General features: G+C 46.4%; 21 protein-coding genes and 2 riboswitches. Of the genes, 14 read left to right on the top strand and 7 right to left on the bottom strand.

Annotated elements, in window-relative coordinates; all coding sequences use genetic code 11:
• The first annotated feature begins 11 nt into the window (after window positions 1-11).
• The 5 genes from KNO71_RS15895 (at window position 12) to KNO71_RS15875 (ending at window position 5,518) form a co-directional block, all read left to right on the top strand.
• Complete coding sequence (locus tag KNO71_RS15895; RefSeq protein WP_214689446.1) at window positions 12-281, top strand: PTS sugar transporter subunit IIB; 270 nt, start codon at window positions 12-14, stop codon at window positions 279-281.
• Window positions 271-2,301, top strand: coding sequence for a BglG family transcription antiterminator (locus KNO71_RS15890; protein WP_214689444.1), 2,031 nt, complete (start codon window positions 271-273; stop codon window positions 2,299-2,301). The genes KNO71_RS15895 and KNO71_RS15890 overlap by 11 nt, the downstream gene beginning before the upstream one ends.
• A gap of 167 nt (window positions 2,302-2,468) precedes the next feature.
• A complete protein-coding gene (locus tag KNO71_RS15885; RefSeq protein WP_196431520.1) occupies window positions 2,469-3,890 on the top strand; it encodes a PTS mannitol transporter subunit IIBC in 1,422 nt (473 codons plus the stop codon).
• A gap of 47 nt (window positions 3,891-3,937) precedes the next feature.
• Window positions 3,938-4,369: a PTS mannitol transporter subunit IIA gene (locus tag KNO71_RS15880; RefSeq protein WP_214689442.1), complete on the top strand. Its 432-nt coding sequence runs from the start codon at window positions 3,938-3,940 to the stop codon at window positions 4,367-4,369.
• Window positions 4,370-5,518, top strand: a complete 1,149-nt coding sequence (locus KNO71_RS15875; protein ID WP_214689440.1) for a mannitol-1-phosphate 5-dehydrogenase — start codon at window positions 4,370-4,372, stop codon at window positions 5,516-5,518.
• 37 nt (window positions 5,519-5,555) lie between these two features.
• Here the strand turns inward: KNO71_RS15875 and KNO71_RS15870 are convergent, their stop codons facing one another.
• The gene (locus KNO71_RS15870) at window positions 5,556-7,904 is read right to left on the bottom strand and encodes a bifunctional diguanylate cyclase/phosphodiesterase (protein WP_214685745.1); all 2,349 of its coding nucleotides are present in this window, start codon (window positions 7,902-7,904) and stop codon (window positions 5,556-5,558) included.
• Between the two features lie 139 nt (window positions 7,905-8,043).
• Here KNO71_RS15870 and KNO71_RS15865 point away from each other — a divergent pair, with 139 nt between their 5' ends.
• Entirely contained in the window at window positions 8,044-8,871 is an 828-nt protein-coding gene (locus KNO71_RS15865; protein ID WP_251025012.1) for a CPBP family intramembrane glutamic endopeptidase, read from the top strand.
• Between the two features lie 27 nt (window positions 8,872-8,898).
• On the top strand, window positions 8,899-9,420 hold the full coding sequence (locus tag KNO71_RS15860; protein WP_214689436.1) for a GNAT family N-acetyltransferase: 522 nt from the start codon (window positions 8,899-8,901) through the stop codon (window positions 9,418-9,420).
• A gap of 20 nt (window positions 9,421-9,440) precedes the next feature.
• On the opposite strand, the gene KNO71_RS15855 is transcribed toward KNO71_RS15860, so the two are convergent.
• The 3 genes from KNO71_RS15855 to KNO71_RS15845 all read right to left on the bottom strand — a co-directional run bounded on the left by KNO71_RS15855 (window position 9,441) and on the right by KNO71_RS15845 (window position 12,150).
• Entirely contained in the window at window positions 9,441-10,943 is a 1,503-nt protein-coding gene (locus tag KNO71_RS15855) for an N-acetylmuramoyl-L-alanine amidase family protein (protein ID WP_214689434.1), read from the bottom strand.
• A gap of 172 nt (window positions 10,944-11,115) precedes the next feature.
• A complete protein-coding gene (locus KNO71_RS15850; protein ID WP_015880690.1) occupies window positions 11,116-11,418 on the bottom strand; it encodes a hypothetical protein in 303 nt (100 codons plus the stop codon).
• A gap of 54 nt (window positions 11,419-11,472) precedes the next feature.
• A complete protein-coding gene (locus KNO71_RS15845) occupies window positions 11,473-12,150 on the bottom strand; it encodes a hypothetical protein (protein WP_214689432.1) in 678 nt (225 codons plus the stop codon).
• A gap of 259 nt (window positions 12,151-12,409) precedes the next feature.
• Between KNO71_RS15845 and KNO71_RS15840 the strand changes: the two genes are divergently transcribed.
• Complete coding sequence (locus KNO71_RS15840; RefSeq protein ID WP_214689430.1) at window positions 12,410-13,675, top strand: tetratricopeptide repeat protein; 1,266 nt, start codon at window positions 12,410-12,412, stop codon at window positions 13,673-13,675.
• A gap of 47 nt (window positions 13,676-13,722) precedes the next feature.
• Here KNO71_RS15840 and KNO71_RS15835 read toward each other — a convergent pair whose 3' ends face one another.
• Both KNO71_RS15835 and KNO71_RS15830 read right to left on the bottom strand, forming a co-directional pair.
• Window positions 13,723-14,040 carry a hypothetical protein gene (locus tag KNO71_RS15835; RefSeq protein WP_078146244.1) on the bottom strand — a complete coding sequence of 106 codons (318 nt, stop codon included), beginning with the start codon at window positions 14,038-14,040 and terminating at the stop codon, window positions 13,723-13,725.
• A gap of 197 nt (window positions 14,041-14,237) precedes the next feature.
• A complete protein-coding gene (locus KNO71_RS15830) occupies window positions 14,238-16,079 on the bottom strand; it encodes an ATP-binding protein (protein WP_214689428.1) in 1,842 nt (613 codons plus the stop codon).
• A gap of 237 nt (window positions 16,080-16,316) precedes the next feature.
• Between KNO71_RS15830 and KNO71_RS15825 the strand changes: the two genes are divergently transcribed.
• The 6 genes from KNO71_RS15825 (at window position 16,317) to KNO71_RS15800 (ending at window position 24,670) form a co-directional block, all read left to right on the top strand.
• Window positions 16,317-16,922, top strand: coding sequence for a flavin reductase family protein (locus tag KNO71_RS15825; protein ID WP_214689421.1), 606 nt, complete (start codon window positions 16,317-16,319; stop codon window positions 16,920-16,922).
• Between the two features lie 170 nt (window positions 16,923-17,092).
• Window positions 17,093-18,043 carry an AAA family ATPase gene (locus tag KNO71_RS15820; RefSeq protein WP_214685761.1) on the top strand — a complete coding sequence of 317 codons (951 nt, stop codon included), beginning with the start codon at window positions 17,093-17,095 and terminating at the stop codon, window positions 18,041-18,043.
• Complete coding sequence (locus KNO71_RS15815) at window positions 18,040-19,110, top strand: DUF58 domain-containing protein (protein WP_214689419.1); 1,071 nt, start codon at window positions 18,040-18,042, stop codon at window positions 19,108-19,110. The genes KNO71_RS15820 and KNO71_RS15815 overlap by 4 nt, the downstream gene beginning before the upstream one ends.
• Window positions 19,107-21,206 carry a transglutaminase-like domain-containing protein gene (locus tag KNO71_RS15810; protein ID WP_214689417.1) on the top strand — a complete coding sequence of 700 codons (2,100 nt, stop codon included), beginning with the start codon at window positions 19,107-19,109 and terminating at the stop codon, window positions 21,204-21,206. The genes KNO71_RS15815 and KNO71_RS15810 overlap by 4 nt, the downstream gene beginning before the upstream one ends.
• Window positions 21,207-21,247: 41 nt before the next feature.
• A riboswitch (purine riboswitch) is annotated at window positions 21,248-21,348 on the top strand.
• A 112-nt stretch (window positions 21,349-21,460) separates the two neighbouring features.
• The gene (gene guaA, locus KNO71_RS15805; RefSeq protein ID WP_031424658.1) at window positions 21,461-22,984 is read left to right on the top strand and encodes a glutamine-hydrolyzing GMP synthase; all 1,524 of its coding nucleotides are present in this window, start codon (window positions 21,461-21,463) and stop codon (window positions 22,982-22,984) included.
• Window positions 22,985-23,118: 134 nt separating this feature from the next.
• Window positions 23,119-23,220: riboswitch (purine riboswitch) on the top strand.
• Window positions 23,221-23,308: 88 nt separating this feature from the next.
• Complete coding sequence (locus tag KNO71_RS15800) at window positions 23,309-24,670, top strand: NCS2 family permease (RefSeq protein ID WP_251030967.1); 1,362 nt, start codon at window positions 23,309-23,311, stop codon at window positions 24,668-24,670.
• A 26-nt stretch (window positions 24,671-24,696) separates the two neighbouring features.
• Here KNO71_RS15800 and KNO71_RS15795 read toward each other — a convergent pair whose 3' ends face one another.
• Window positions 24,697-25,539 (bottom strand): VanW family protein, encoded by an 843-nt coding sequence (locus tag KNO71_RS15795; RefSeq protein ID WP_214689415.1) that lies wholly within the window; start codon window positions 25,537-25,539, stop codon window positions 24,697-24,699.
• Window positions 25,540-25,932: the final 393 nt, after the last annotated feature.

Genomic DNA, 25,932 nt, shown 5'->3' with positions numbered 1-25,932 from the left:
GAAGGGCTGACATGAACGTATACATTGCTTGCCATAGCGGGTTTGTGACAAGTGCGATGGCGGCGAAGTTGTTCGCACAGGCAAGCAAGGGGCGCTTGCTTTGTACGATTACGCACGGAACGATTCAAAACATCCCGAACGAGGTGGATTTGATTCTCTATCAGGAAGGGGCGACCCCGGTCACCCATCCGACCGCACGTGTCCGGTCAGTCCGACAACTCCTGTCGCTCGAGGAATACCGACTACTTGTCGAAGAATGGATGGATGAGCATGAGACATGAGTGGACCGCGCGAGAGCGGTCGATTTTACTACACTTATTGGCAACTGAGACATCGACACCGCTCGCCGAAATCGCGCAAGCGGTGAATTTGTCTGAGCGCACGATTCAACGAGAACGACAATTACTTGAAGGCATCTTAAAAGAGTTCGAACTCGAACTCGCTTGGCAACGCGGTCATGGACTGAGCCTGGTCGGCAAACCATCTGCGAAGCAACAGTTACGAGAAGACCTCATCTTATCCGCAGAAGCGATCCCGACGAGCGAGGACCGCTTATTTGAGCTGGCGTGGCGTCTCTTGTTCGAGAACGATACGCTTAAATTGCAGGCGGTCGCCAAACAGATGCACGTCTCGCCGAGTACGTTGACACAAGACCTAGAGAAATTGGATCGATGGTTCGAAGAGTATCATTTAGAAGTTGAACGGAAAAAAGGTGTTGGGGCTAGAGTGCTCGGTTATGAGTCCGAGAAGCGTAAGCTACTCATCAACGCTCTGCTTGCCCACTGGGACACGCTCGCATTTTATCGCTTCGTCCGTGGAGAAGACGACTACATTCCTGCTTTTTTAAAGATGGTACCATGCGAGGAGATGCTTGAAGGTCTTCGAGACGGTTATGATTATTTGAAATCCCTTTCGTTTGAGCGGATGGACGACCGCACCATCATGCGAGTCACGTTCGCTTACGGCGTGCAACAAGAGCGGTTAGCGTCTGGATTCTTTTTAGAGATGTATACGAAAGGACGGTCCGAGGACTATCTGAAAGTCGCCACCGATATGGAAGCGGCTCTCGGTATCACTTACTCGATGGCGGAACGCGTCTGGTTCGCGGAAGAGGCGAATCGTCTGCGCTCAATTAAAGATCAAATGAAAGAAGACGAGGAAGAACGCTGGATCATGCAGATTCGGGTGCATAAACTGATTCATCACGTCTCGCTCATCTACGGGTTTACCTTTACGGATGACGCGGCTCTCGAACGAGGACTGCTTGCTCACATCCTCTCGAGTATGAATACGCAGGCGCTACCAGAGACGAGTACGGTCAAGCCCCACATCGACCGCGACTATCCGGGACTTCGTTCGGCGATTCAACAGGCCGCCGACATCGTCTTTGGGACGAATACGTTCTCCGAAGAAGAAACGGTTTTTTGGGCGATGCACTTTGCGGCAGCACTCGTCAAACCGGTGCGCCGCCGCGAATATCGGGCGCTCGTCATCTGTTCGGCCGGACTCGGTTCGTCGAAGATGCTCGTCAATCGGGTACGCCAAGAGTTCCCAGAGATGCAAGACGTCGTCAACTCATCACTTTTCGGACTCGAACAGCACCGACTTGAGGAATATGATGTCATCTTGTCGACGGTGCCATTACCACCACTCTCGGTACCGACATTGATTGTCAATCCGTTGTTGACGAGTGAAGAAGTACAGCGCGTCCGTCATCTTTTACTATCTTTACCGCAATCCTTTCAGACACTCGCAACGAAGCCGCGTTCAACGATGCTTGATTTCGCAGAACTCGGGGAATTGGTCGAGACGTTCGAGCGGATGGATGACCAGTTCGATTTGGTCACGCTCAATAATACGGATCGTTTAGAAGATATCTTGCTTGATATCGGTACACATTTAGAAGAATGTGACCTCGTACAAAGCGGAATTCAGCTCTCTGCCCAACTGCTTCGTCGTCACGAGGTCGCGGGCCTTGGGGTGCCTGGTACGAAACTGGCGTTATTCCACGGACGACATGCCTCGATTGAGAAGGCGAGTGTGTTTGCGTTTGATTTAACGACATCGATCCCACTCCTTATGATGGATCAGTCGACCGAACCGGTGACACGTCTTCTTGTCTTGCTGGCACCGGAAGAAGCACGTGACGTCGAGCTTCAGTTCCTAAGTGCGATCAGCGGGTCGCTCATTGAGAGTGAGGAGCATATGCGTCTTTATAGCACGGGAACGAAAGAAGATCTTCGTTTACTCCTACACGAATGCATGAAGAAAATGATTCATGAGACGTTGTACGAAAAATGACCGAACCATGGTCATTTTTTTGTTTGGCACAAAATGTTGCCAAAGTGTGAACTGGATTGAATTGAGAAAGCGCTTACTCCAGGCATACAATACAGGTGTAGAGCACAAACCGGTTAGCTACACTACACATTCAACCTTTCACATTTAAACGACTGGAGGTTTTATACATGGCGAATACGCAAGCAAGCTCGGGCGGGGTCCGAGTCAAAGTACAACGGTTCGGTAGTTTCCTCAGTGGGATGGTCATGCCGAACATCGGCGCCTTCATTGCCTGGGGGATTATCACAGCACTCTTCATTCCAACAGGATGGTGGCCAAACGAAAAATTAGCAGAACTCGTTGGTCCAACAATCACGTATCTCTTACCATTACTCATCGGTTTCACTGGTGGTAAATTACTTCATGACGTACGAGGCGGTGTCGTCGGGGCACTCGCCACGATGGGGGTCATCGTCGGTACCGACATTCCGATGTTCCTCGGTGCGATGATCATGGGTCCACTCGGTGGTTATGTCATCCGCCAAGTCGACCGTGCCCTTGAAGGCAAAGTTAAAGCGGGATTTGAAATGCTCGTCAACAACTTCTCAGTTGGAATCATCGGTGGTCTTCTCATGCTTGGAGGATTTGAAATCTTTGGTCCGATCATGAGTGCCCTCGATAAAGTCATGGCGGCAGGTGTTGACTGGATCGTCGGCGCGAAATTGCTTCCGATTGCGAGTCTGTTCATCGAACCGGCAAAAGTTCTCTTCTTGAACAACGCCATCAACCACGGGATCTTGAGTCCGCTTGGTGTCGATCAAGTCGCAGACGCTGGAAAGTCCGTTCTCTTCTTACTTGAAGCAAACCCAGGACCAGGTCTTGGATTACTTCTCGCCTATATGTTCTTCGCCAAAGGTGCAGCGAAACGTACGGCACCGGGTGCAGCCATCATTCACTTCCTTGGTGGGATTCACGAGATTTACTTCCCATACGTATTGATGAAGCCGGTCTTGATCCTTGCGATGATCGCAGGGGGCGCAACAGGGATCTTCACGTTCGTACTCTTTGATGTCGGTCTCGTCGCACCGGCTTCACCAGGTAGTATCTTTGCCATTCTTGCGATGGCGTCACGCGGTTCATATCTCGGACTCGTGGCAGGGATTCTCTTGTCAGCAGCGGTCACGTTCGCTGTGGCTAGTGTTATCTTGAAATCGAGCGCAGCAGAGGAAGTATCACTCGAAGAAGCGACACAAAACGTGAGTGCGATGAAAGGTAAACAGTCTTACGCATCGGCTCTCGTGACAGATCGTCTTGATAAAGTCGACCATATCATCTTCGCTTGTGACGCTGGAATGGGATCGAGTGCCATGGGAGCATCGGTTCTCCGGAACAAGGTCAACAAAGCGAACTTGCCAATCAAAGTGACGAACACGTCCATCAGCAACTTGCCGAAAGATGCTCAGTTCGTCATCACACACGAAGATTTGACGGAGCGTGCGGAAGCGCAAGCACCGAATGCGATTCATCGTTCGGTCACGAACTTCTTGAACGCCGATTACTATGACCAATTGGTAGAAGAAATTAAAGCGGAACGCAGCAAAATTTCTTGAACTCAGAATAGATAGAGATACGGTTTAGCCATTAGGAGGAAATCAAAATGCCATTCATTCAAACAGAGATGATTCGACTTAACCAAACATTCGCAACGACAGAGGAAGCGATCACAGCAGCCGGAGCCGTCCTACAAGACGCCGGCTGTGTGACGCCGGAGTATGTAGAAGCGATGCATGAACGTCAAGAGATCGCAAACGTCTATATCGGAAATCACGTCGCCATTCCACACGGTACAGAAGCAGCGAAATCAGGGGTTCAGAAGACGGGGATCTCGTTCCTGCAAGTACCAGATGGGGTCGACTTTGGAGGTCAAACGGCCAAACTCGTCATCGGAATTGCAGGCGTGAATGATGAACATTTAGAGCTCCTATCGCAAATCGCGATTCTATGCTCAGACGAAAGCAATGTAGAGCGTCTTGTTCAGGCAAAAACGAAAGAAGAAATCTTGGCGCTCTTTATGGAAGAGGTGGCGTAAATGAAAGCTGTTCACTTTGGGGCAGGGAACATCGGACGAGGCTTTATCGGATTATTGCTCAACCAAAGCGGTTACGAGGTGACGTTTGTCGACATCAATGACACGGTCATCGAAGCGCTTGAGGCAAAACGTCATTATGAGGTCGGGTTTGCGGAAGATGGCGTCGATCGTGTCGTCGTCGACCGAGTTCGCGGTGTCAACAGTTTGAAAGAACCAGCTCGGGTCGTGAACTTGATTGCAGAAGCAGATCTCGTGACGACGGCTGTCGGACCGTCACTCCTCTCAAAAGTGGCACCGTTGATCAGCGAAGGACTTCGTGCTCGTGAAGTCGAAGATGCCCCGGTCTATGTCATCGCATGTGAGAACATGATTGGTGGGAGTGCGATCCTTCGTCAAGAAGTAGAAGCGTGTGGTGGTGTCGGGGAGGCGAATGTCTTCTTCCCGAACGCAGCAGTCGACCGCATCGTCCCGCTACAACAACATGAGGATCCGCTTTACGTGGAAGTCGAGACGTTCCATGAATGGGTCATCGAGACACAAGGGCTCAACGAACAACCACCGATTCAAGGTGTGACATGGGTTGAAGAAATCGGACCGTATATCGAACGAAAATTATTCACGGTCAATACGGGACATGCCATCGCCTCTTATATCGGCTCGTTGTTCGGGAAGGCAACGATTGACGAGGCGCTGAAGGATCGTCGCGTCCGTCAAGTCGTCCAAGGCGCATTATATGAGACAGGTTGGTTATTGCTTGAGAAATACGGATTCGAGGCGAAAGAGCATAGCCAATACATTCAAAAAATCATCAAGCGCTTTGAAAATCCGAAACTGAAGGATGAAGTGTCACGCGTGGCGCGTTCGCCGATTCGCAAACTTGGACCGAGCGACCGTCTCGTCAAACCGGCACGCGAATTGATGGATAACGGCATCGAGCCAAACGAACTCGCTTACGGGATTGCAGCAGCCCTTCATTACTACAACCCGGAGGACTCGGAATCGTCGGAGCTGAATTTGTCGATCGAAGAACACGGCATCTCGTCAACGATTGAAAAATACCTTCATCTTCATGAAGGGGACACGTTGACTCAGTTGATTCTTGATCAATATCATTTGATTCGGGAAGAAGAAAAAGAACGTGTGTCTTAATCAAAAATCGCTTCTGTCACCTGACAGAAGCGATTTTTTAGTGTTTCCCGAATTCGAGATAGGTCGTTGTTTGTTTTACGTGAAGTGGAACGTCTGTCTCAGACAACGGAAGACTGAAGTAGTAGCCTTGTACGTAGTCACATGATTCCTTGAGTAACCATTCGAGTTGAGCGGATGTTTCCACACCTTCCATGAGAACTTTCATACCAAGGTTGTGACCGAGTTGAATCATCGAGCGGACGATGGCCTCTTGATTGCGGTCGGTGAACAGGTTCTCGATAAACGACCGATCGATTTTCAGCACTTGCACAGGAAGTTCCCGAAGTTGGCTGAAAGAAGAATAGCCGGTCCCAAAATCATCGAGAGAAATGAGGATTCCGAGCTGATGCAACTGTGTCAGTTTTTCACGAGTCGAGGCCTCATATGAAAGCATCGAGGACTCGGTCACTTCCAATTCGAGATACATCGGGTCCATCCCCGTCTCCAAAAGAATGGATTGTAGCGTATCAACAAAGTCTTCGCGCGCAAATTGGAGCGGGGAAACGTTAAGGGATAATGTAAAGGGACGTATCCCAGTTCGTTGCCAACGCACCCAAGCGCGACAACCTTCCCGAATGACCCAATGACCAATCGAATGAATTAACCCCGTGTTTTCCGCAATCGGGATGAAGTCAGATGGCGCAACCTTTCCGATTTGTGGATGTTGCCATCGAAGTAACGCTTCCGCGCCTTCTAATCGATTCCGCTTCAAATCGATTTTCGGTTGATAGACAAGTGTCAGTTCGTTTTTACTTAGTGCGGTGACGAGTGCTTTTTCTATCTCGATATTGCGCAAGAGTTGAGGTCGTGATGATTCTTCGAATAATTTGATATTATTCTCTCCATCTTGTCTGGATTCATCAGCGGCAAGACGAGAAAATTGAATAAGTTCTTCGGAAGAAGCACTATCCTTAGGGAAATGACTGATTCCCGCACTCATCGTCAATTCAAGAGTCGTGCCATCCACGTCGAAGCTGGATGAAATCGCCTTAATACATTTTTCAGCCTTTTGATGAGCGAGCGAACTGCGTTGCGCAAATAGTAAAATGACAAACTCGGATGGTCCGATTCGTGTCAATACATCGTCTGGGTGAATCGTATGTTTGAGGCGGTCAGCGACTTGAATGATCAACTCATCTGCTCCGTGATGCCCGAGAATGTCACTTAGGAAACGCCAGCGGTTTACGTCGATGTATAAACAGGCGACCGAACGTTCTTGTGAGATACATTCCTTCAAGAGGGCATCCAGTTTATGCCGATTTGGTAAGTCCGTCAATGCATCGTGAAAAGCCATATGTTCAATCAGACGCTGAGAGGCGACTGCTTCGGTCACATCTCGGATGAACCAGAGTACTTGATTGTTTGAACCATCTTGAAGTGGATAAGACGTCACTTCTAACGTACGATGATTCGTGTCAATTTGTACCGGCTGATAGAACGGCTGTTGAGCCGACAGCAAAGGATGATAATCCTGAAAAAAGGGTTCTGTCGCATGTCCCTCGAATAAGTGAGCGAACGCTTGATTTTGATATTGGATTTCACCATCGCTTGTCGTCGTCACTACAGCATCCGTTGTCGATTCTAAAATCGTCGTTTGAAAAAGGTCACGTTTTTGGATTTGTCGTTCTAACGTATACGCAATAAAGTACATCCCGAATAAGAGAAACACGATGCTCGTGACTAACCATGCGAGTAGGGTCGGATCAATCGGAACCTGCCTGGCGGGTGAAGCATCAGGAATGATAGTCGTTGCCCGCATTCCAGCAAGGTGCATACTGAAAATAGCTGTCCCCATCAGAAGGGAGAACATTAGTTTAACGGGCAAGGATGTCCGTGCCGTAGCGTAGGACGAAAAGAAACCTACCCATAAGGCGAGAAAGGAAGCGCCCCAAGCGATACCAATTGAAATCAATACCCATAAGGGATCAAAGTCCAATTGAACACCTTGGATGGCTTTCATGCCAATATAATGCATGCTGACGATTCCAAATCCCATCAAACCGGAAGATTGCAGTAAGGACATCCATGTCGTCTTGCGAGAAATCAAACCGAACGACAGGATGCACCCGACAATCGCCGGAATCATTGATCCGATAATGAGCCAAATCGAATAGGTGCTCTCATGTAAGGACGCATGACCGAGCATGGCCACAAAATGCATGGACCAGATGCCAAGACCTAGCGTGGTACCACCAAATAAAATCCAAGTACGATGAGACGTTGTCACACCTCCTGTGACCCGCTTCGCTAATTCGAGTGCCATCAAGGCTGAAACGCTGGCAATGAGAAAAGCGAGTATCATCAAAAATCCATTGTGACTTGTTGTATGCGTGCTAATCTGTTCCATAGTGTCGATACCTCATAGGGTTATTTAATCCATTCATCACTTCATTATATGCCGAACAATTATAATTACATACAAAAAGATTCAAATGCTATTCTTCCAATCAAATAACGGGTACTACATTGCTGAAGGGGTGCTGATTATGTATAAAAACAAATACATCAACTTTTTCTTATTGGTCTCATTCGGCTACTCATGGCTTATATGGGGAAGTTTGTACTGGTGGACCGATTTACCAATCATGGTCATCGTTATTTTAGGGGCGTTTGGTCCAAGCATTGCAGGGTTTCTCACGATGTATCGACTTCGGGGCGGGGAAGGGGTGACACATCTTCTTCGGAAAAGCATTCAGTTCCAGATGAGTTGGAAGGCGTATGCGATTCCTTTTTTGTTGGTTCCGTTCTTATTTCTCGTAGCGTATTGGTGGACGGATCGAAGCGGTGCCCTACTCGTTCGAGAACCGTGGTGGGTCGTCCCATACTTCTTCTATATGCTATTTCTCGGAGGGACGTTGCAGGAAGAGTATGGATGGCGCGGCTATTTGCTGGACGCCTTACAATCAAGATTCTCTCCACTTCTAGCTAGCCTGTCACTGGGGGTCCTTTGGGCGATGTGGCATATTCCGCTCTTCTTCATGGCTGGAACAGGACAGGCGAATTTGTCATTTTGGGCGTATGGCTTAGCCGTGATGGCATATACGATCATCATGACTTGGGTATACAACGGTTCGTCGCGCAATTTATGGTCGGCCTTTCTCATGCATACGATGTTCAACGTAATGTTCGTGATGGTCGGGTTCGAAGCGGAAAGTGGTTATCCAATCGGGTTTATTCATTTGACAATCATATTATGGACCGCTGCGATTTTAGTCATTTGGAAAACGTACGGTAAATTGAATTATGAGCCGCTCGAAGAAATGATTCCCTCGTACCCGAGTGTTACGCAACGAATTCGTGAGGGTAAAGAGTAAAACAAAAAAGAAAAGGGAGTGGCCGTCTTGAATTTTCGTGCACTCGAACAATCAGACGTGAAATCCTTGCAGCGCTTATTTATGGAGAGTTTGAGTGACTTGATTCGACGAGAGCGGTTTGAAGATGCCGATTTGCTCGATGAAGAAGTGGCGCGTCTGAACACGACGATTCAAGATCATTTCGATGATGACACCGTTGATCTGTACGTTGTAGAAGAGGACGGAATCCTTGTCGGAGCAGGGGCGTTATTACCTCCGAATGATATCATCTCAGGCAACATACAAATTGAGCGTGATGCGATTGAGCTAGGGAGTGTCTATGTGTCACCACGAATGCAGCGGCGAGGTGTCGGACAATTCCTGTTAGAAGAGATGATGCGTGAAATTTCGGTTCGAGGGAAGAAGGTCTTTTATTTAGATGCCGGATTCCCGAGCGCACAAGCCTATTGGCAGAAACGATTGGGTGAGCCGTCTCATATCCTCGAACATTATTGGGGACCTGGGGCATCCCATATGATTTGGCAAGTCCATATCAAAAAAGGAACTTAGCTGAGTGCTAAGTTCCTTTTTTAGTAATAAGATCGCATGAATTGATGAATACCGGATGCTGTTGCTTCAGCCATTCGTTGGCGATATGTCGTACTCGTTAAATGTGAGCGGTCGCTTGAATTACTGATGAATCCGTATTCGACAAGGGTAGAAGGTGAAACGTTCCGTCCGACTACGTATACATTTTGATACTTGACCCCACGGTTTTGAATCGTAGAAATCCGTGAAGCGATCTCTTTGTTGATACTTGAGCCGAGACTACGGCTGGCGGAAATGTAAGGGTTTGTCGTATAACTTTCTGACGTCGGGACGAGTACCTCGTGTCCATGTGCCGTGTTATAAACGGAAGAGTTCGCATGAAGACTGACGAACACATCCCCTTTATAAGACTTGTTGAGTGACACACGCTGTTCAAGGGAGAGGTATGTATCGTTCGAACGAGTCAATTTAACGTTGTAGTCATAGGTGCTCGATAAGACGCCAGCTAGACGTTTCGCGATATCAAGTGCAATCACTTTCTCATAAACAGAGCCATAGACAGCGCCAGGATCGTTTCCACCATGACCTGCGTCGATGACGACCGTTTTACCGGTTCCGTTTGTATCCGTTGGTGTCGTAACAGTCGTAGGTTTCAAGTACTCGGATGCTACATACCCGGTTTTGCCGTTGTATGTGACTTTATACCACGAGTCATAACGGCTGACATATTTGACGACTGATCCAGCTGGAATGACGGTCAAGACATCGCTCCATGAAGCGGCGCTAAGACGCATATTCAAGTTCACGGTCGTTTTATAATAAGAAGACGGGGTTACGGGAGCTGTCGTCGCCGTTAAGTAGTCAGAAGAAACATAACCGGTTTTTCCATTATAGGTGACCTTAAACCATGATCCATAACGGCTCACATATTTGACAGTCGCACCCGATGGAATCGTCGTGACGACGGAACTCCATGAAGCGGCGCTGAGACGCAGGTTCAGGTTGGCAGTCGTTTTATAGTAGTCCGAAGGTGGGACTGGCGCACTCGTAGGTGTTAAATAAGCAGAAGCGACATAGCCCGTCTTTCCATTGAACGTCACTTTGTACCATGACCCATAACGACTGACATACTTCACGGTCGCGTCGGCAGGGATCACGGTGACCACATCACTCCATGAAGCAGCGGCGAGGCGCATATTTAATCGGTCTGTTGTCTTATAGTAAGCAGAAGTGTTTGAGACCGAAACATATTGAGAAGCGACATAGCCTGTTTTGCCTCCATAACTGACCTTGTACCACGAACCGTATGTACTAATGTACGTGACGCTTGAACCAGATGGGATTGTCAAGAGGGCTGGGCTCCAAGTGGCTGCGCTGAGGCGAAGATTTAAGTTGGCGGTAGTGGTATAGGTCGAGGCGGCTTCGGCGACAGTCGATTGAATACCGGAAGAATCCAATTGGAACGGGACGACTGCTGCCCCGGATATTGCAAGTGAAGAACTAAGTAACAGCTTTAAACTCCATGATGATTTTGTTTCATTCAATGTTCAAACTCCTTTATTCATTAAACTAGTGACAAGGGCGGCGTATGAGAGTGCATCTAGATTGTCCCTGTTTATTATATAAGTAAAAAGGAAAAAATGGAGGGAAATATATAATTCATTTACCTTTTTTATTAAATAAAAAAGACGCACGAGGCGTCTTGAGCAAATCAGTTTATACGATGCGTGGCATATCATCAACAAGTAGTTTGACTGGTTCATCTACTTTAACAATGCGTGGCATGTCGTCGACGAATAATTTAGCAGGTTCATTTACTTTAACAATGCGCGGCATGTCATCAACGAAAAGCTTAATTGGTTCATTCACTTTAACGATACGAGGCATATCGTCAACATGTAATTTGATAGGCTCATTTATTTTGACGATGCGAGGCATATCGTCTACTAGTGGTCTAACAGAACTTCCTAAGAGTAAAACTGCTGTTGCGATAAATAGTACTCCTGTTACTTTTTTCATCAATAAAACCTCCATTAAACAATTATTTTATGTTTTTAAAGCAGAAAATCCTGATTATTCATCGGCTTTCAAAGAATCGAACAATCGGTATAGTGTCTCAGATTGCTGATATATACGTGTCTCCATATCTCCTGAGTAAGCATCTGGAGTGTCGGCAGGAAAGATCACTACTTTTTCAGATTCACTTTTTACAGCAGTCGCTAGAATAGAAACATTTACTTGTTGACTTAATAACGTACTGCAAAGAGAATGTGATATCTTATCAGTTTCATTGAGTAAATTTGGTCTCCAGCAAACTGATGTTTCGGGCAAAATATACAAAATATGTCCTTCTTCAAGTAGGGTCATGCATTGATTAGTAACAAAGTCTGAATCCTGCTCAACGTTAATATATTCATAATCAAGTAACTGTTTTTCATAAATTGTTTTTGTACTTCGTTTTAAAATCGAGAGGGAAAGTTCAGGTCCTAGAATATAAAGTTTTTTGAAAGAGCGAATGTGATTCAATGAACGAGCTATCAGTCGAGGTAATGATTGATAGTAATCGATTTGAAAAGCGTTTACAATGAAACCTCTAGGAGAACTTAACAATTGGGTCAGGTGCTCTAACCCTGAAAAATTATTATGATCTTCAGAAGTGTACATTGTATCCATGGTTGGAACTTGCTTTGACTTAAAATAAATTTTAGGCTTAATGTAGTCTTCGGCAAGTAAGAAACTTAGTTTTCCCATTTGTCATTTTCACCCCCGGATAAATAATTAAAATGTGTTATTTAGTAAAAATTAACTAGGAAATTTGTAGAAACTGTTTTTACTAGTTCAATATTATCATGTCATCTTTTATAAAGGGGGATGTTTTGGTTGGGAAAATCATTCCTAGAAATGCTCTTTTAAGATGCTTTTTTGTGGCGAATTTCCTGTATGTGTGACAAAAAGACTAATATTTTTTAAAAAAACCAACCATTTTAGTTCGAAGGGGCTACTTTTTGATATGGAATATAACTTTGGGAATTTAATAAAAGTAGAACGTATGCGGAAAAATATGAAGCAGTCAGTGCTTGCTAGAGGGATTTGTTCGATTTCTTATTTAAGTAAAATTGAAAACAACCAAACAACACCTAGTGATGAAGTATTGGAATTAATTTTTGAACGGCTAGAACTAGATGTTCCACTTTATTATGATTTTAGTGAAAAAATAGATCAAACGAAGAAAGAAATTCGTGACACTTTGAAGGAGGCATTATTATCTAGACAAGAGGAAAAATACTTTAAACGAATTGAAAAATTCAAAACGAATCCTGTTGTTTTACAGTCAAAAGAGTTGTATGTCACATTGTTGATCACTTTGGCGCGATTTGGAATCACACCAGGTGGAAATGTTCAATATTTAATCGAAGTCGGCTGGATTAAAGATCAGTTATCGAATGATGATCGAATACGTTATGATTTGATACAGTGTATTTACATGTTCTTATATCAATCTGCTGATCGTGAAACAACTGTTAACCTATTAGAAAAAGTAGGAAAAGACATGGTGAATTCGGGTCTTCCGGACTGGGAAAAAGCAGATATGCGATATGTGATGGGCGCACTTTATCACCGATTTACGGATTATTCGCAAGCGATTGATTACGTAAAACCGGCACTCGAGTATTTCCAAGAGAATTTTTGTCTTGAACGAATCATCGAATCACACATGATTATCGGTTTGTCATTTAAAAGGCGCAAACGATACACCACAGCGTTAGAACACTACGAAAAAGCAGCTAAAGTAGCGGATAAGGCAAACTTAAATGACTACTATGGAATGCTTTACAACAACATGGGAGATATCTATTTTTTAGTTGGTGACCAAGAAAAAGCACAAAAATACTTTCTTGATAGTTTTAATGTTAAAGAAGGTGCAAAAAGTAAACTCTATAGCGTGATGTCTTTACTCGAGGTAAATGTTGCTCAAAATGACATAGAGGGTATTATGAAGTGGTTAACAGTTGGCTATGAATTAAAAGGCAACAAAGAGGACTTAATTGAATTTGACTTTCACTTCGATATCTATGTAAACAAGTATAAGAAATTTGATCAAAATGAGCTGATTCATAGCCTCAAAAAAGCAGTAGATTATTTTGAAGCCTACGATGAATATTACACACATAAATACGCGTTATGGCTGTCTAGGGAATTACGTAGTTCAGGTAAATACAAACTTGCTACAGAATACTATGAAAAAACCATCTCAATGATGTCACGTTGGGAATGAATGAAAAGAACTCGAGATAAGTAATAATACTTAAATCGAGTTCTTTTTTATGGTGTCGTGAAATAATGCACAGTCCACACTTGTTCTTGGACGAGGCGTTCGTCTTCTATATGACCGTTAAGGACCTGCTGTAATAGGTGAATCAAATGTTTTTGAAGATTCGCATCATGTGAACCACTATGCAAAATTTCCTCTTCGCTCGCAATAATGTAAAATCCACCAAGGCGTAATGGCACGTGCTTCCGAATCAAAGCAGCGGCAGATTGAAACTTCGCTTGCTCCCCCATGTGAGGTACGTCAATCTCAAAACGTCCCAATTGATTAAAATCTCCAATCTCTGAAAAAGGCGGGTCACGATGATCCAATGGCAAGTCCTCCGATCCTAGCAATCTCTTTATAATCAGTATATCTTGTTTTTGGCTTAAAACGTGTAAAAATAAATGGATAGGGTATCCTACATCCACGAAAATGCATCGGTTTCTTTCCTTTCTATATATTGTCAAAGGATTCCTTCCAAATTAGGCAAAAAAGAGTCAAAAATAACACGGTCGACATGACCGTGTTATTGCATGATGTGCTCTTTTGAGGTTGGTAGTTCACAGATGAATGTACTTCCCTCTCCATATATCGATTCGACATGGAGTTGACCCTCATGCGCTTTGGCAATTTCTTTACAAATTGCGAGACCGAGTCCGGTACCACCGATTTTTCGACGGTCCGAATTATCGACTCGATAAAATTTACCGAAGAGATGAGGGAGTGAGGCACTTGGTATTCCCATACCATGGTCTCTTACTTTCATCACGACCTCTTCATCTACGCGTTCGAGCGATACAAGGATATTCCCGCCATCTGGCGAATATTTGATGGCGTTACTTAATAGGTTGCCGAGCAATTGACGCATCCCTTCTAAGTCCGCATCAATAATGAAATCTTGTTCGGTATCGGTGTCGATGAACAGCTCATGTCGGTCCGTCGTTTCCTGATAAAACGCGACACTATCTGTGACGAGCTGATATAAGTCGACCGGTTCCCACTCGAACGCTTGTTTTCCAGACTCCATTTTTTGAAGATCTAAGAAATCGTTGACGAGATAGGAAAGGCGTTTCGCTTCATCGTGGATCGTCTTCAAATACAGTTCACGACGACTTTCCTTCAAATCACGTGACAGCATCAGCTCGGTAAATCCGTAAATCGAGGACAAAGGCGTCCGTAATTCATGCGAGACGGTCGAGACGAGTTCAGATTTCATCCGATCAATCTCCGTTTCGGCCGTGACGTCACGTAAGACGAGCATCGTTCCACGAAGTCTGCGGTCCCGATAGACGCTTTCAGCATAAAGTTGAATGAAGCAATCGCCTTGGTCGATTGAAATCGTCAGTCCGTCTTCCGGCGGGTCTTGTGTGAAGACGCGCTCGAAGTATCGGACAAACTGTTCATGCTGATCGACTCGTTCTGCTAATTGCTCGATATCGATGTCAATGACAGAGAGTTCTTCGTATCCCTTATAGTCAAAGTGTAAATCATCAAACATACGGATGAAGGCGCGATTCCCGACGACCGTATCATCCTCATAGTTCACATACAAAATGGCTTCCCGTACAGAATTGATGAGTTGCGCTGTTTCTTTTCGGTCTTGCTGCATCTGACGATAAAGCTGCATGCGGAGAAGAGAGATGGCGAGTTGGCTTGCGAATGCATTCAACTCAGACTTTTCACTCGCATCGTACTGTTCGTCGTAACGAGCCAAGTAAAGGCACCCGATCAGACTATTATCCGATGGGTCCATGATAGGAATGACCGTCTCATAGATATAATACGGATACGTGTGTAACGCATCGACGACCCGCTTAGAAGTGGCGGCTGGTAATTTTGAAATCATGACTCGTTTAAGCAAAAGGGAGTCTTTTTTTAGACTTTCCTGCTGTTCTTCGGTCATCTCTTTCGGTACGACAGACGTGATTTCTCCGTCTTTGGTGAGTAAGAGGGCACCGAACTCAGATTTTGTAAGCAACACAATCTTTTCAATAACAGAAGAGTAATCGAATAATGATTCTTTCGAGGCCAATACTTCAATCAACTCATTGCGATATTGAAGATTGATTTCGTTTAATTTGGATTCGTTCAACACGGTTTCGAGCTTTTCTTTCTTCGCTTTCAGTCTGCTGTTCTGGTCGGCCATCCGTTTGATGAGCGGGCGTCCGATCAATAAAATGGCACTGATGAACATGACCAATCCAATCATCCAAATCCATCGGAGGGCAGTGAGTTCGAGAGTGGAGACATCCCCATCTCGAACGAACCAGGCCCCAATCAAGGTCAAAACCAGACTGAATCCACAAACACTATATAAAATACTGAGTATTTGACGACTGTTCAATTGTTCAATCCACTTGCTGATCATTCGTTCTACTTCCTTCCTTGAACATAAAAAACGATAGGTCATCTTTTCCTTGCCCTGAATTCTATGAGACCGGGAAGGGAAAATGAAACAATTTGCTTATACGAAGTGTTTAAAATCATATACACATAATGCGATTTACCCAAAATACATGAAATGTACACGTGTCAACCTGCTTTGCGTTGACATTGTCTGATGAAGTGATTATTTTGAAGTTAAGATAAAAAGGAGTGTGAGTCTATGCTATCGATTGAACCTTCTGCTTTGACTGAACGAGACACATATAAATTTTTGATTGGCAGTATTGTTCCAAGACCGATTGCGTTTGTCACAACACAACATGGGGACGTGATTAATGCCGCCCCGTTTAGCTACTTCAATGTAGTCGCATCCAATCCTCCTCTCGTCTCCGTCTCGGTTCAACGAAAAGACGGCGTGATGAAAGATACGGCGCGTAACGCACTCCGTACGAATGAACTGGTGATTCATGTCGTAGATGAGACGAACGTCATTAACGTGAACGAGACGGCCGCCAACCTCGCGGCAGATGAGAGTGAGCTGTCGTGTACGGATTTTACGCTTCAACCGAGTGATATGATTTCGACGCCAGGGGTCAAAGAAGCAAAAATCCGTTTTGAATGTGTGCTCCATCATCACTTGCCGATCGAACATGACGGAAAAACGACTGCCGATCTATTGATTGCACGAATTGTCCGTTTTCATATTGATCGAGAGTTATACAGTCAAGGACGCATCGATGCCAAACGGCTAGCGCCTGTCAGTCGGATGGCCGGCAATGGTTATGCGACCCTTGGAGAACTATTTGATGTGAAGCGCCCAGAATAATCGATAAACGTGCCCGTTTTTTCTAAAGAACGGGCACGTTTTTGGGTAAAGAAATAGGAAGCGCATTTGGGTGCGGTATTTCTTTCTTTCCGATACTCGCTTGTGTCACAATAAAGTCAGAACATTCTAACTTTCAGTCATCCTAGATCAGAGAAAAAGGGGAGTCCGTCATGTACCGTCCAACTGTCCAATCGATTATTACCGCTATCGAAACCGTGATTGTCGGAAAAGAAGAAGTCATCGCAAAAAGTCTCACTGCCTTGCTGGCGGGTGGACATGTATTACTTGAAGACGTACCAGGAGTCGGGAAGACGATGCTCGTTCGTACGTTCAGTCGAGCGATTGACTTAGATTTTAAGCGCATCCAATTCACGCCGGACATGCTACCATCCGACTTGACCGGAATTTCGATGTATAACCAAAAAACGAGAGAATTTGAATATCGACCAGGTCCGCTCATGGGTAACATCATTTTAGCGGATGAAATCAACCGGACCTCACCGAAAACGCAATCGGCTCTTCTCGAGGCAATGGCTGAGCGAAGTGTGACAGTGGACGGGGAGTTGAAAGTGTTACCGTCACCTTTCTTCGTCATGGCGACACAAAACCCGATTGAGCATGAAGGGACGTATCCGTTACCGGAAGCACAGTTGGATCGCTTCTTACTTAAAATCGAGATGGGCTATCCGACGTTCAATGAAGAGATTGCGTTGTTGTCACGTTTTGAAAAAGAAGAGCCGCTCGAGGCGCTTCAGAGCGTGATCACGAAGCAAGAAGTCGAACTGATGCAACGTGAAGTGAGAGACGTACATGTGTCGAGTGCGGTCAAGCAGTACATCGTGCGACTGGTACATGAGTCGCGAAAAGATCCGCATACGTATTTAGGCGGGAGTCCGCGAGCCACACTTGCGTTGATGAAAGCAGCACAGGCATGGGCGTATATCCATAATCGTGATTTCGTCTTGCCGGATGATGTGAAGGCGATGGCGACGAGCGTGCTCGGACATCGCGTCCTTTTGACAGCGGAAGCGCGATATAAAGGAAAGTCACCAAATCAGTTGATTCAAGATTGGCTGGATACGTTACCTGTCCCGATGGATCGTGAGGTCAATGAAGTATGAAAAACTGGATGAAGCTGTTCGTTGTATGGGCGGCGGCATTCGGATTGTATGCATTTGCCCGCATCGAAGGCAGTATCGTCGCCTCAACATTATGGTGGTCGTTCGTCGTGTTGACCGTCTACTGGACGCTCTTTATGATTTATCCGGTCACGGCGGCAAACGTATTGCGTCGTGTGACGACGAAGCGACTTGTCTCTGGACAAACGATGGACGTCGAGTTACGAATTGAACGGAAGTATCCCTTCTTAATTGGGATGGTCACGTTAGAGGAACGATTGCCACAACGTTTGACGGATGAAGACAAGACGATTGTCGTTCCGGTTGACCGTTTTTTCCGGCAGGCAGAAGTCGTCCAGTATGAGGTCGGGGCGATCAAGCGTGGGATTCATGTCTTTGACCGCACCGTGCTCCATGTACGCGATGTGTTCGGTTTGTTCGACCGGAAGCGGACGTTGCGACTCGAAACGGTCGTCGAGGTGTCGCCTGCCGAATTGCCGTTTGATTTACCTCGAGACGAACATGTCGGCGGTCGTGGGGAACAATATCGTCAAATGCGGACGTATACCGAAGTGGCCAATACGACCAGCGGAGTTCGGGAGTATGCGGCAGGGGACCGAATCGGACGGATTGATTGGAAGGCATCCGCACGTCGAGGGAACTTGATGACCAAGACGTTTGACCAGGAACAAGAGAAGAAGCTCTCACTCGTATTCGTGCCTGCCGTCTCTGCCGGGTATGAAGAGGCGTTTGAACGTTCCCTTTCCTTACTCGTTGGGGCGATTCGTCAGTTAGAACGAAAAAATCTGCCGTTTGAACTTTACGTCATCGAAGAGCAGGTGCGACTGTTCCATCTTCCCGACCAGAGTGCGGAAGTCGGCCATTACTTGTTGACCGCCACGCCAGAAGCCGAGGGGCGTCTCGTCGAACGAGTGAAGCAAAATCTGCCTCAACAAACTGGAGATTTGATTTTGATCAGTCCGTTTGAAACGACGTCCATTCGAGAGTTGATGCACGAGACACAAGGTAGCTATCATCTCTACACGGCAGTAAATGAGGTGACGGTATGAAGACATGGGTAACCCGAATCGTCTATACGGCGCTTGCCGCCTATTTGTTGTCGTTCTGGATTGAGCCGATTGTCGGAAGTACGACGTTCGATGTGACGTGGCCGTTTTACTTCCTGCTTATCGTGCCGATGTTTGCCAGTCTTCTGCCGTGGGCTGCTTTCCTTGGGATCTCGCTTCTTCATTTCCTCGTCATCTTGTATGTCTATCATGGCAGTATTCTGGACTGGTTTGGGCTATGGATGGAAGATTTGATGGGTGTCATGAGCGGTGAGCTGCCGAATGAAGCAATTTTCTTCTCTGCCATGGCGCTGATTGGCTTGCTGTTCGCCGTGCTCGTCGGACGAACCTATCCGAGTTACAGTTTTGCACTTGGGATGATTGTCTCGACACTTGGGGTTATGGCTTATTTTGATACGTGGACGTTGTATGACGGGGAAGGCAATATCCTGTATGCCATCGTCACATCGCTCCTCTTATTATTTGTCACCGATTTGGCGAAACGACCGAGTCAATCGCTCGTCCGATTCGTCAGTATCGGACTACTCCTCAGTGTCGTCGTGGCTCTCGCAAACGCTTCGCCAACGCTTGAAGGCGATTGGTCTGACCGGATCACTACGAGTTTCCGGAATGCGACGACGGAAGGAGATGGGAGTGGCCCAGGCCGAGTTGGGTATGGAGTGAACGACGAATCGCTAGGTGGTCCGTTTGAACAGGACGACGGCATCGTCTTCATCGCTCGCGGCGTGCCGGCCCGCTATTGGCGCATCGAATCCAAGGCGATTTATACGGGGAAAGGTTGGGTTGAGGCACCGGTCCTTGACTCGAACTACAATCGTGGTCAGTTGGTGGACTCGGAAGTGGATACGACACCGGAACAGGCATTATTACGTTTTGAGCGCCGACAACCGTTCGTTCCTTATGGTGGAGAATATCCGCAAGCCATCGAAACGGAGTCCGGTACCGAATTTCGAGTTGGTGACATCGAGCGGGCGTTCCCGAACGAGACGATTACGATGCAACCGTCCGGAAAGATTGTATTTGAAAATGAGGAACAATCGACTCCGCGGACGATCCAACTTCGTTATAGTGTCCCGGCTTTCTCTGAAGAACAGCTTGCATTAAATGAAGAAATCACGTCGCTCACGGAAGAAGAGCAACAGGTCTATTTACAGCTACCGGAATCGTTGCCAGAGCGTGTACGAAATTTAGCCGCTGACATTACGGCGGAGAGTGAGACACCGAACGAGAAGGCGGAAGCGGTAGAAGCGTATTTCCGAAATGGAGAATTTCAATACGATACCGAAAATGTGGCACAACCGGAGGGGGACACGGATTATGTTGACCAGTTCCTGTTCGACACACAAATCGGGTATTGCGATAACTTCTCGACGTCAGCTGCCGTGTTGTTGCGTGCGAACGGCATACCGACGCGTTGGGTAAAAGGGTTTACGATGGGTGACACACGAGGGGTCGTTCAAGGTGAAGAAGAATATACGATTCGAAATCGTCACGCCCACTCGTGGGTCGAGTATTTCATTGAAGGCGCGGGCTGGGTCCCGTTAGAAGCGACCATCAGTTTCTCGGACGCCAACTTATTGCAGATGGAACGAGAGACGGATACGGAAGACACGACACCGGCTGCGAACGATCCCCAAGCAAATCAGGACAATGATACGCAAAACCGTCCGCAAGAAGATTTGTTGATCGATGACGTGACGACAGGTGATGTTCAAGAGGAGGCACGCAACATGCCCGTGTGGGGATGGGTTGTCATTCTCTTCCTCGTGGCGGTCCTCGTTTGGAACCGGAAAATCATCGCGCGTCAAATCATGTATGTCTGGTGGATGAGTCGTCCGCTCACGGATGGGCGCCTCGTCTCGATGCACCGCTATTTGATGAAACGACTGCGTGCGAACGGATTCAAAATTGAGGGACGTACGCCTTCGGAACTCGCCAAAGAGGTCGACGCCTACTATGAAACGAATGATATGACCCGTCTGACGGCTTTGTTTGAGCAAGCTATTTATGCGGAACAAGAGCCGAATTCAAAATATAAAGAATATTGGAAAATCATGATTCGTCGAATTATGAGTTGAAGTGACGGGATGCATCAAGTAAGATAGACGCATTAGTTAGATAATTGAACATGGCATTCCTTCGTATATACTCGTGAATTGGCGCGAGAGTCTCTACCGGACCACCGTAAATGGACCGACTATGAAGGAGCACGTTTCGTATACAAAGAAAAGGGCGTGCTTCTTCTTCGGTTTGGGTTAATCTGGGGAGAGGCGCGTCCTTTTTTTTGAGGAGAAGGCAGAAAGGTGGAGATTTCGTGAAAGTAGAACAAGAAATGATTTTGGTGCTTGATTTTGGTGGTCAGTATAACCAGTTGATCACACGTCGTGTCCGTGACCTTGGCGTATACAGCGAGTTGCATTCACATAAGATGACGGCAGCGGAGATTCGCGAATTGAACCCGATCGGCATCATCTTCTCGGGTGGACCGAACAGCGTATACGCGGAAGGTGCATATCGTTGTGATCCAGAGATCTTTGAACTGGGTATTCCAATCTTCGGGATCTGCTACGGGATGCAACTCATGACGCATCACTTCGGTGGTCGTGTGGAACGTGCCGCTCATCGTGAATACGGAAAAGCGACATTGTTCTCAACGCCGGAAGCATCAGCGATTTATAACGGGCTTCCAGTCGAGCATACAGTATGGATGAGCCACGGTGACCTCGTCATGGAAGCGCCGGAAGGATTTATCGTCGATGGAACGAACCCGTCTTGCCCGGTCGCTTCAATCAAAAACGATGAGTTGAAAATGTACGGTGTCCAATACCATCCAGAGGTTCGTCACTCGGAGTATGGAAACGACATCTTGAAAAACTTCATCTATGAAGTATGTGGTGCCAAAGGCGAATGGTCGATGGAAAACTTTATCGACCTCGAAGTAGAGAAAATCCGTGAAATCGTTGGCGATAAGCAAGTTCTTTGTGCGCTTTCGGGCGGTGTCGACTCTTCTGTCGTGGCCGCACTCGTTCATCGCGCAATCGGTGACCAGTTGACGTGTATGTTTGTAGACCATGGTCTCCTTCGTAAAGGGGAAGCGGATAGCGTCATGAAGACGTTCGCAGACGGATTCAACATGAAAGTCATTAAAATCGATGCACAAGAACGTTTCTTGACAAAATTGGCTGGTGTCTCGGACCCTGAGCAAAAACGTAAGATCATCGGAAACGAGTTCATCTACGTATTTGATGAAGAAGCATCGAAACTCGTCGATATGGACTTCCTCGCACAGGGGACGCTCTACACAGACATCATCGAGAGTGGGACAGACACAGCACAAACAATCAAATCACACCATAACGTCGGTGGATTGCCAGAAGATATGAACTTCACGTTGATCGAACCACTCAACACGCTCTTTAAAGACGAGGTCCGTGCACTCGGTACAGAACTCGGTCTTCCTGACTATATCGTTTGGCGCCAACCGTTCCCGGGTCCAGGTCTCGGAATTCGTGTCCTTGGTGAAATCACGGAAGAGAAGTTAGAGATCGTGCGTGAATCGGATGCGATTCTGCGTGAAGAAGTGAAGAAAGCTGGACTTGAACGCGACATCTGGCAATACTTCACGGTGCTCACGCCGATTCGCTCGGTCGGAGTCATGGGTGACGAGCGTACGTACGACTATGCTGTCGGTGTCCGTGCGGTCACTTCAATCGATGGCATGACGTCCGATTGGGCACGTATTCCATGGGATGTGCTTGAGAAGATCTCTGTCCGGATTGTAAACGAAGTCAGCCACGTTAACCGTGTGCTGTATGACATTACGTCTAAGCCACCTGCAACAATTGAATGGGAATAAGCTGAACAGAGGGGATATCCCCTCTGTTTTGTCTTAAAACCGAACATTCACGTTTTTTATCGATGTAAAATCCGTGAATTTAGTTGACATTCTATTTTCACGCTGATACGATAAGAACGTTCTTATTATAACCGAACAATTATAAAATATTTTGCCGTATAATGTCGGGGATATGGCCCGAGAGTCTCTACGAAATCACCTTAAATGATTTCACTACGGCGAGACATAGATGAGGGTGTATGCCCTCGTATGTTTCGCGTGGGGTCCTCGGTCATTTGCCGGGGACCCTTTCTCGTTTTACGGCGAGCACAAGGAGGAAAACAAATGAGCACACAGCTCAAGCAAGAACAGCAACAACCATCAACAACGAGTCGGATCGATCGTTACTTCCAACTCACAGCACTCGGGACGAGTGTCCGCACGGAACTGATCGCAGGATTTACAACTTTCCTCGCGATGGCGTACATTCTTTTCGTTAACCCGAACATTCTTGGGGCAGCGGGTATGGATACAGGAGCGGTCTTCGTGGCGACAGGTCTTGTCGCGGTAGTCGGTTCATTGACGATGGGACTTCTCGCGAACTACCCAATTGCGATTGCGCCAGGCATGGGCCTTAACGCGTTCTTCGCATATAGCGTCGTCATCGGGATGGGTATTTCTTGGCAAACGGCTTTGTCAGGTGTACTTGTATCAGGTCTCTTCTTTATCGTATTGACGTTATCAGGAATTCGCGAAACGATTGTTAATGCGATTCCGGCTCCGCTGAAAATGGCGGTTGCTGCAGGGATTGGTTTCTTCATCGCTTTCATCGGTTTGAAAAACGCAGGCATTGTTGTCGCAAATGAAGCAACACTCGTCAGTCTTGGTTCGCTCGGAACGGGCACAACGCTTCTCGCGGTATTCGGTCTCGTGGTCAGTGCCTTGCTCATGGCGCGCGATGTAAAAGGTGGTATTTTCATCGGGATGTTATTGACGGCGATTGTCGGGATGATCTTCGGTCTCGTGCCAACTCCGACAGCAATCTCAGACGTTGTATCCATGCCGCCGAGTATGTCATCTACATTCGGTCAAGCCTTCATCAACTTCGGTGATGTCTTCACGCTTCAAATGCTCGTTGTCATCTTGACGTTCTTCTTCATCGATTTCTTTGATACAGCAGGAACGCTCGTCGCGGTAGCGCGTCAAGCTGGGATCATGAAAGAGAACAAAGTACCACGTGCGAGTAAGGCGTTGTTAGCTGACTCGACAGCGACGGTGGCAGGTGCAATCTTCGGAACATCTACAGCGACTTCATACGTTGAATCGTCAGCAGGTGTCGCTGCTGGTGGACGAACAGGGTTAACAGCTGTCTTCGCAGGATTGTTCTTCGGGTTAGCGTTGTTCTTCTCGCCTCTCTTGGCAGTTGTTACGGCGCCAGTCACGGCTCCGGCACTCATCATCGTTGGAGTGCTCATGGCTTCGGCTCTTCTTGATATCGATTGGAAAAAGATCGAGATTGCAGTTCCTGCATTCTTGACGATTATCATGATGCCACTTACATCATCAATCGCAACGGGAATTGGGCTTGGGTTTATCCTTTACCCACTCATGATGATTGCAAAAGGGAAGACGAAAGAGATTCATCCGATCATGTACGGGATGTTGATCATCTTCTTGGCATACTTCATGTTCTTGCCACACGCATAAGTTCATTTGAAAAGCCGGCTCTGCTATTACGAGTCGGCTTTTTTGTATGCAGTATTTTCAGGAAGGAATGGGTCGTACATCGTCATCGCGTGATTTTCTGTGATGAACTCGTTTCGAAGATGTGTGCCATTCATTGAAGTGACTTCTCTAAATATCTGGTTATGTCGGATCGTCCCACCCCACCATTCACGGGTGAAATGATGGTTTTCTTCATATATACGATACTGTTCTTTATTCGGGATGTTCGAGCGCCATTCCCCGACGAGATGATCTCCCTCTATATATAGAAGGAGTTGATACGTTTGCGCCGTTTGGTTTGTGATTTGTAAGTCGAGATAATTATAAGAACATGTCGCACCACTCCCGAAAGGTTGGTCCCGTCGGTAATCTGGGAACACGTCGTAGCTGTGACGATAACGTTCGGTTACGGTCAATGGGCTATGTAAGGTGATCCAATAGATTAGATTGGACAGTTGGCATAGACCACCACCGATTCCTGAAGTGACTTTTCCGTAATGGAGAATCATTCCGTCGACGTATCCTTTACGTTTCGTCGGCTTGCCGATCATCTTCCAATAGGAGAGGACGTCGTTTGGAGTCAGGATAGAGCCGTTCAGTTTGGTGATTGCAATCTTCAGATTGATAACCTTGTTATGTTGAACTTCCATGTCGACATCTCGGAGTTGGCGATATAGAGGAGTGCGGTGTGTATGGATCAGATATGGCATCGGGTCAGGATTTCGCTTTGAAACATATTTTCGTTTATCCATCATCCATTCAAGTCGTCTCTTTAACGTATATACTTGGGTACCGGACCATATTCTGAGCGGTGAACGTTTCTTAGGCCGCTGTAAATCGGATTGCATCATTGGTTGACTCCTTATAGGTTTATAGTCGTTTTTAGATATAAGTGTATTCTTTAAAGTGATTTATTCTTCCTTCTTCCATTAAGGAGTTGGGATTCGAACTTTGGATGATGTAGAAAAAGATTTAAAAGTTTTTTTAGAATAATGCTTGCAAGATCAAAAAGCAGGTGATATAGTTATCTCTGTTGCCAGCGACAAACGTTGAACAAACGAAAAAGTTGTTGACATCAAAATGAATTAAATGTTATTATCATTTAGTCGCCAAGAGCGGCAGACGAACTTTGAAAACTGAACGATGAGGCAAAAAAAGTTTTACCATTTTTGAATGAAGCGCAAGCTTCGTCAATTTAAGAGCTATATCAAATTCTTTGGAGAGTTTGATCCTGGCTCAGGACG

It is taken from the genome of Exiguobacterium sp. s163, assembly GCF_018617135.1.
GTDB lineage: Bacteria > Bacillota > Bacilli > Exiguobacteriales > Exiguobacteriaceae > Exiguobacterium > Exiguobacterium profundum.
Note: the sequence above shows the minus strand (reverse complement) of the source record. Positions and strands in the feature narration are given on the sequence as shown.

What these genes read in the sequence shown, in the direction of transcription:
- guaA (WP_031424658.1), top strand. Translation starts at nt 21,461, where the DNA reads ATGATTTTGGTGCTTGATTTTGGTGGTCAGTATAACCAGTTGATCACA.
- KNO71_RS15875 (WP_214689440.1), top strand. Translation starts at nt 4,370, where the DNA reads ATGAAAGCTGTTCACTTTGGGGCAGGGAACATCGGACGAGGCTTTATC.
- KNO71_RS15800 (WP_251030967.1), top strand. Translation starts at nt 23,309, where the DNA reads ATGAGCACACAGCTCAAGCAAGAACAGCAACAACCATCAACAACGAGT.
- KNO71_RS15895 (WP_214689446.1), top strand. Translation starts at nt 12, where the DNA reads ATGAACGTATACATTGCTTGCCATAGCGGGTTTGTGACAAGTGCGATG.
- KNO71_RS15845 (WP_214689432.1), bottom strand. Translation starts at nt 12,150, where the DNA reads ATGGGAAAACTAAGTTTCTTACTTGCCGAAGACTACATTAAGCCTAAA.
- KNO71_RS15830 (WP_214689428.1), bottom strand. Translation starts at nt 16,079, where the DNA reads ATGATCAGCAAGTGGATTGAACAATTGAACAGTCGTCAAATACTCAGT.
- KNO71_RS15850 (WP_015880690.1), bottom strand. Translation starts at nt 11,418, where the DNA reads ATGAAAAAAGTAACAGGAGTACTATTTATCGCAACAGCAGTTTTACTC.
- KNO71_RS15870 (WP_214685745.1), bottom strand. Translation starts at nt 7,904, where the DNA reads ATGGAACAGATTAGCACGCATACAACAAGTCACAATGGATTTTTGATG.
- KNO71_RS15880 (WP_214689442.1), top strand. Translation starts at nt 3,938, where the DNA reads ATGCCATTCATTCAAACAGAGATGATTCGACTTAACCAAACATTCGCA.
- KNO71_RS15795 (WP_214689415.1), bottom strand. Translation starts at nt 25,539, where the DNA reads ATGATGCAATCCGATTTACAGCGGCCTAAGAAACGTTCACCGCTCAGA.
- KNO71_RS15890 (WP_214689444.1), top strand. Translation starts at nt 271, where the DNA reads ATGAGACATGAGTGGACCGCGCGAGAGCGGTCGATTTTACTACACTTA.
- KNO71_RS15825 (WP_214689421.1), top strand. Translation starts at nt 16,317, where the DNA reads ATGCTATCGATTGAACCTTCTGCTTTGACTGAACGAGACACATATAAA.
- KNO71_RS15815 (WP_214689419.1), top strand. Translation starts at nt 18,040, where the DNA reads ATGAAAAACTGGATGAAGCTGTTCGTTGTATGGGCGGCGGCATTCGGA.
- KNO71_RS15810 (WP_214689417.1), top strand. Translation starts at nt 19,107, where the DNA reads ATGAAGACATGGGTAACCCGAATCGTCTATACGGCGCTTGCCGCCTAT.
- KNO71_RS15885 (WP_196431520.1), top strand. Translation starts at nt 2,469, where the DNA reads ATGGCGAATACGCAAGCAAGCTCGGGCGGGGTCCGAGTCAAAGTACAA.
- KNO71_RS15840 (WP_214689430.1), top strand. Translation starts at nt 12,410, where the DNA reads ATGGAATATAACTTTGGGAATTTAATAAAAGTAGAACGTATGCGGAAA.
- KNO71_RS15820 (WP_214685761.1), top strand. Translation starts at nt 17,093, where the DNA reads ATGTACCGTCCAACTGTCCAATCGATTATTACCGCTATCGAAACCGTG.
- KNO71_RS15865 (WP_251025012.1), top strand. Translation starts at nt 8,044, where the DNA reads ATGTATAAAAACAAATACATCAACTTTTTCTTATTGGTCTCATTCGGC.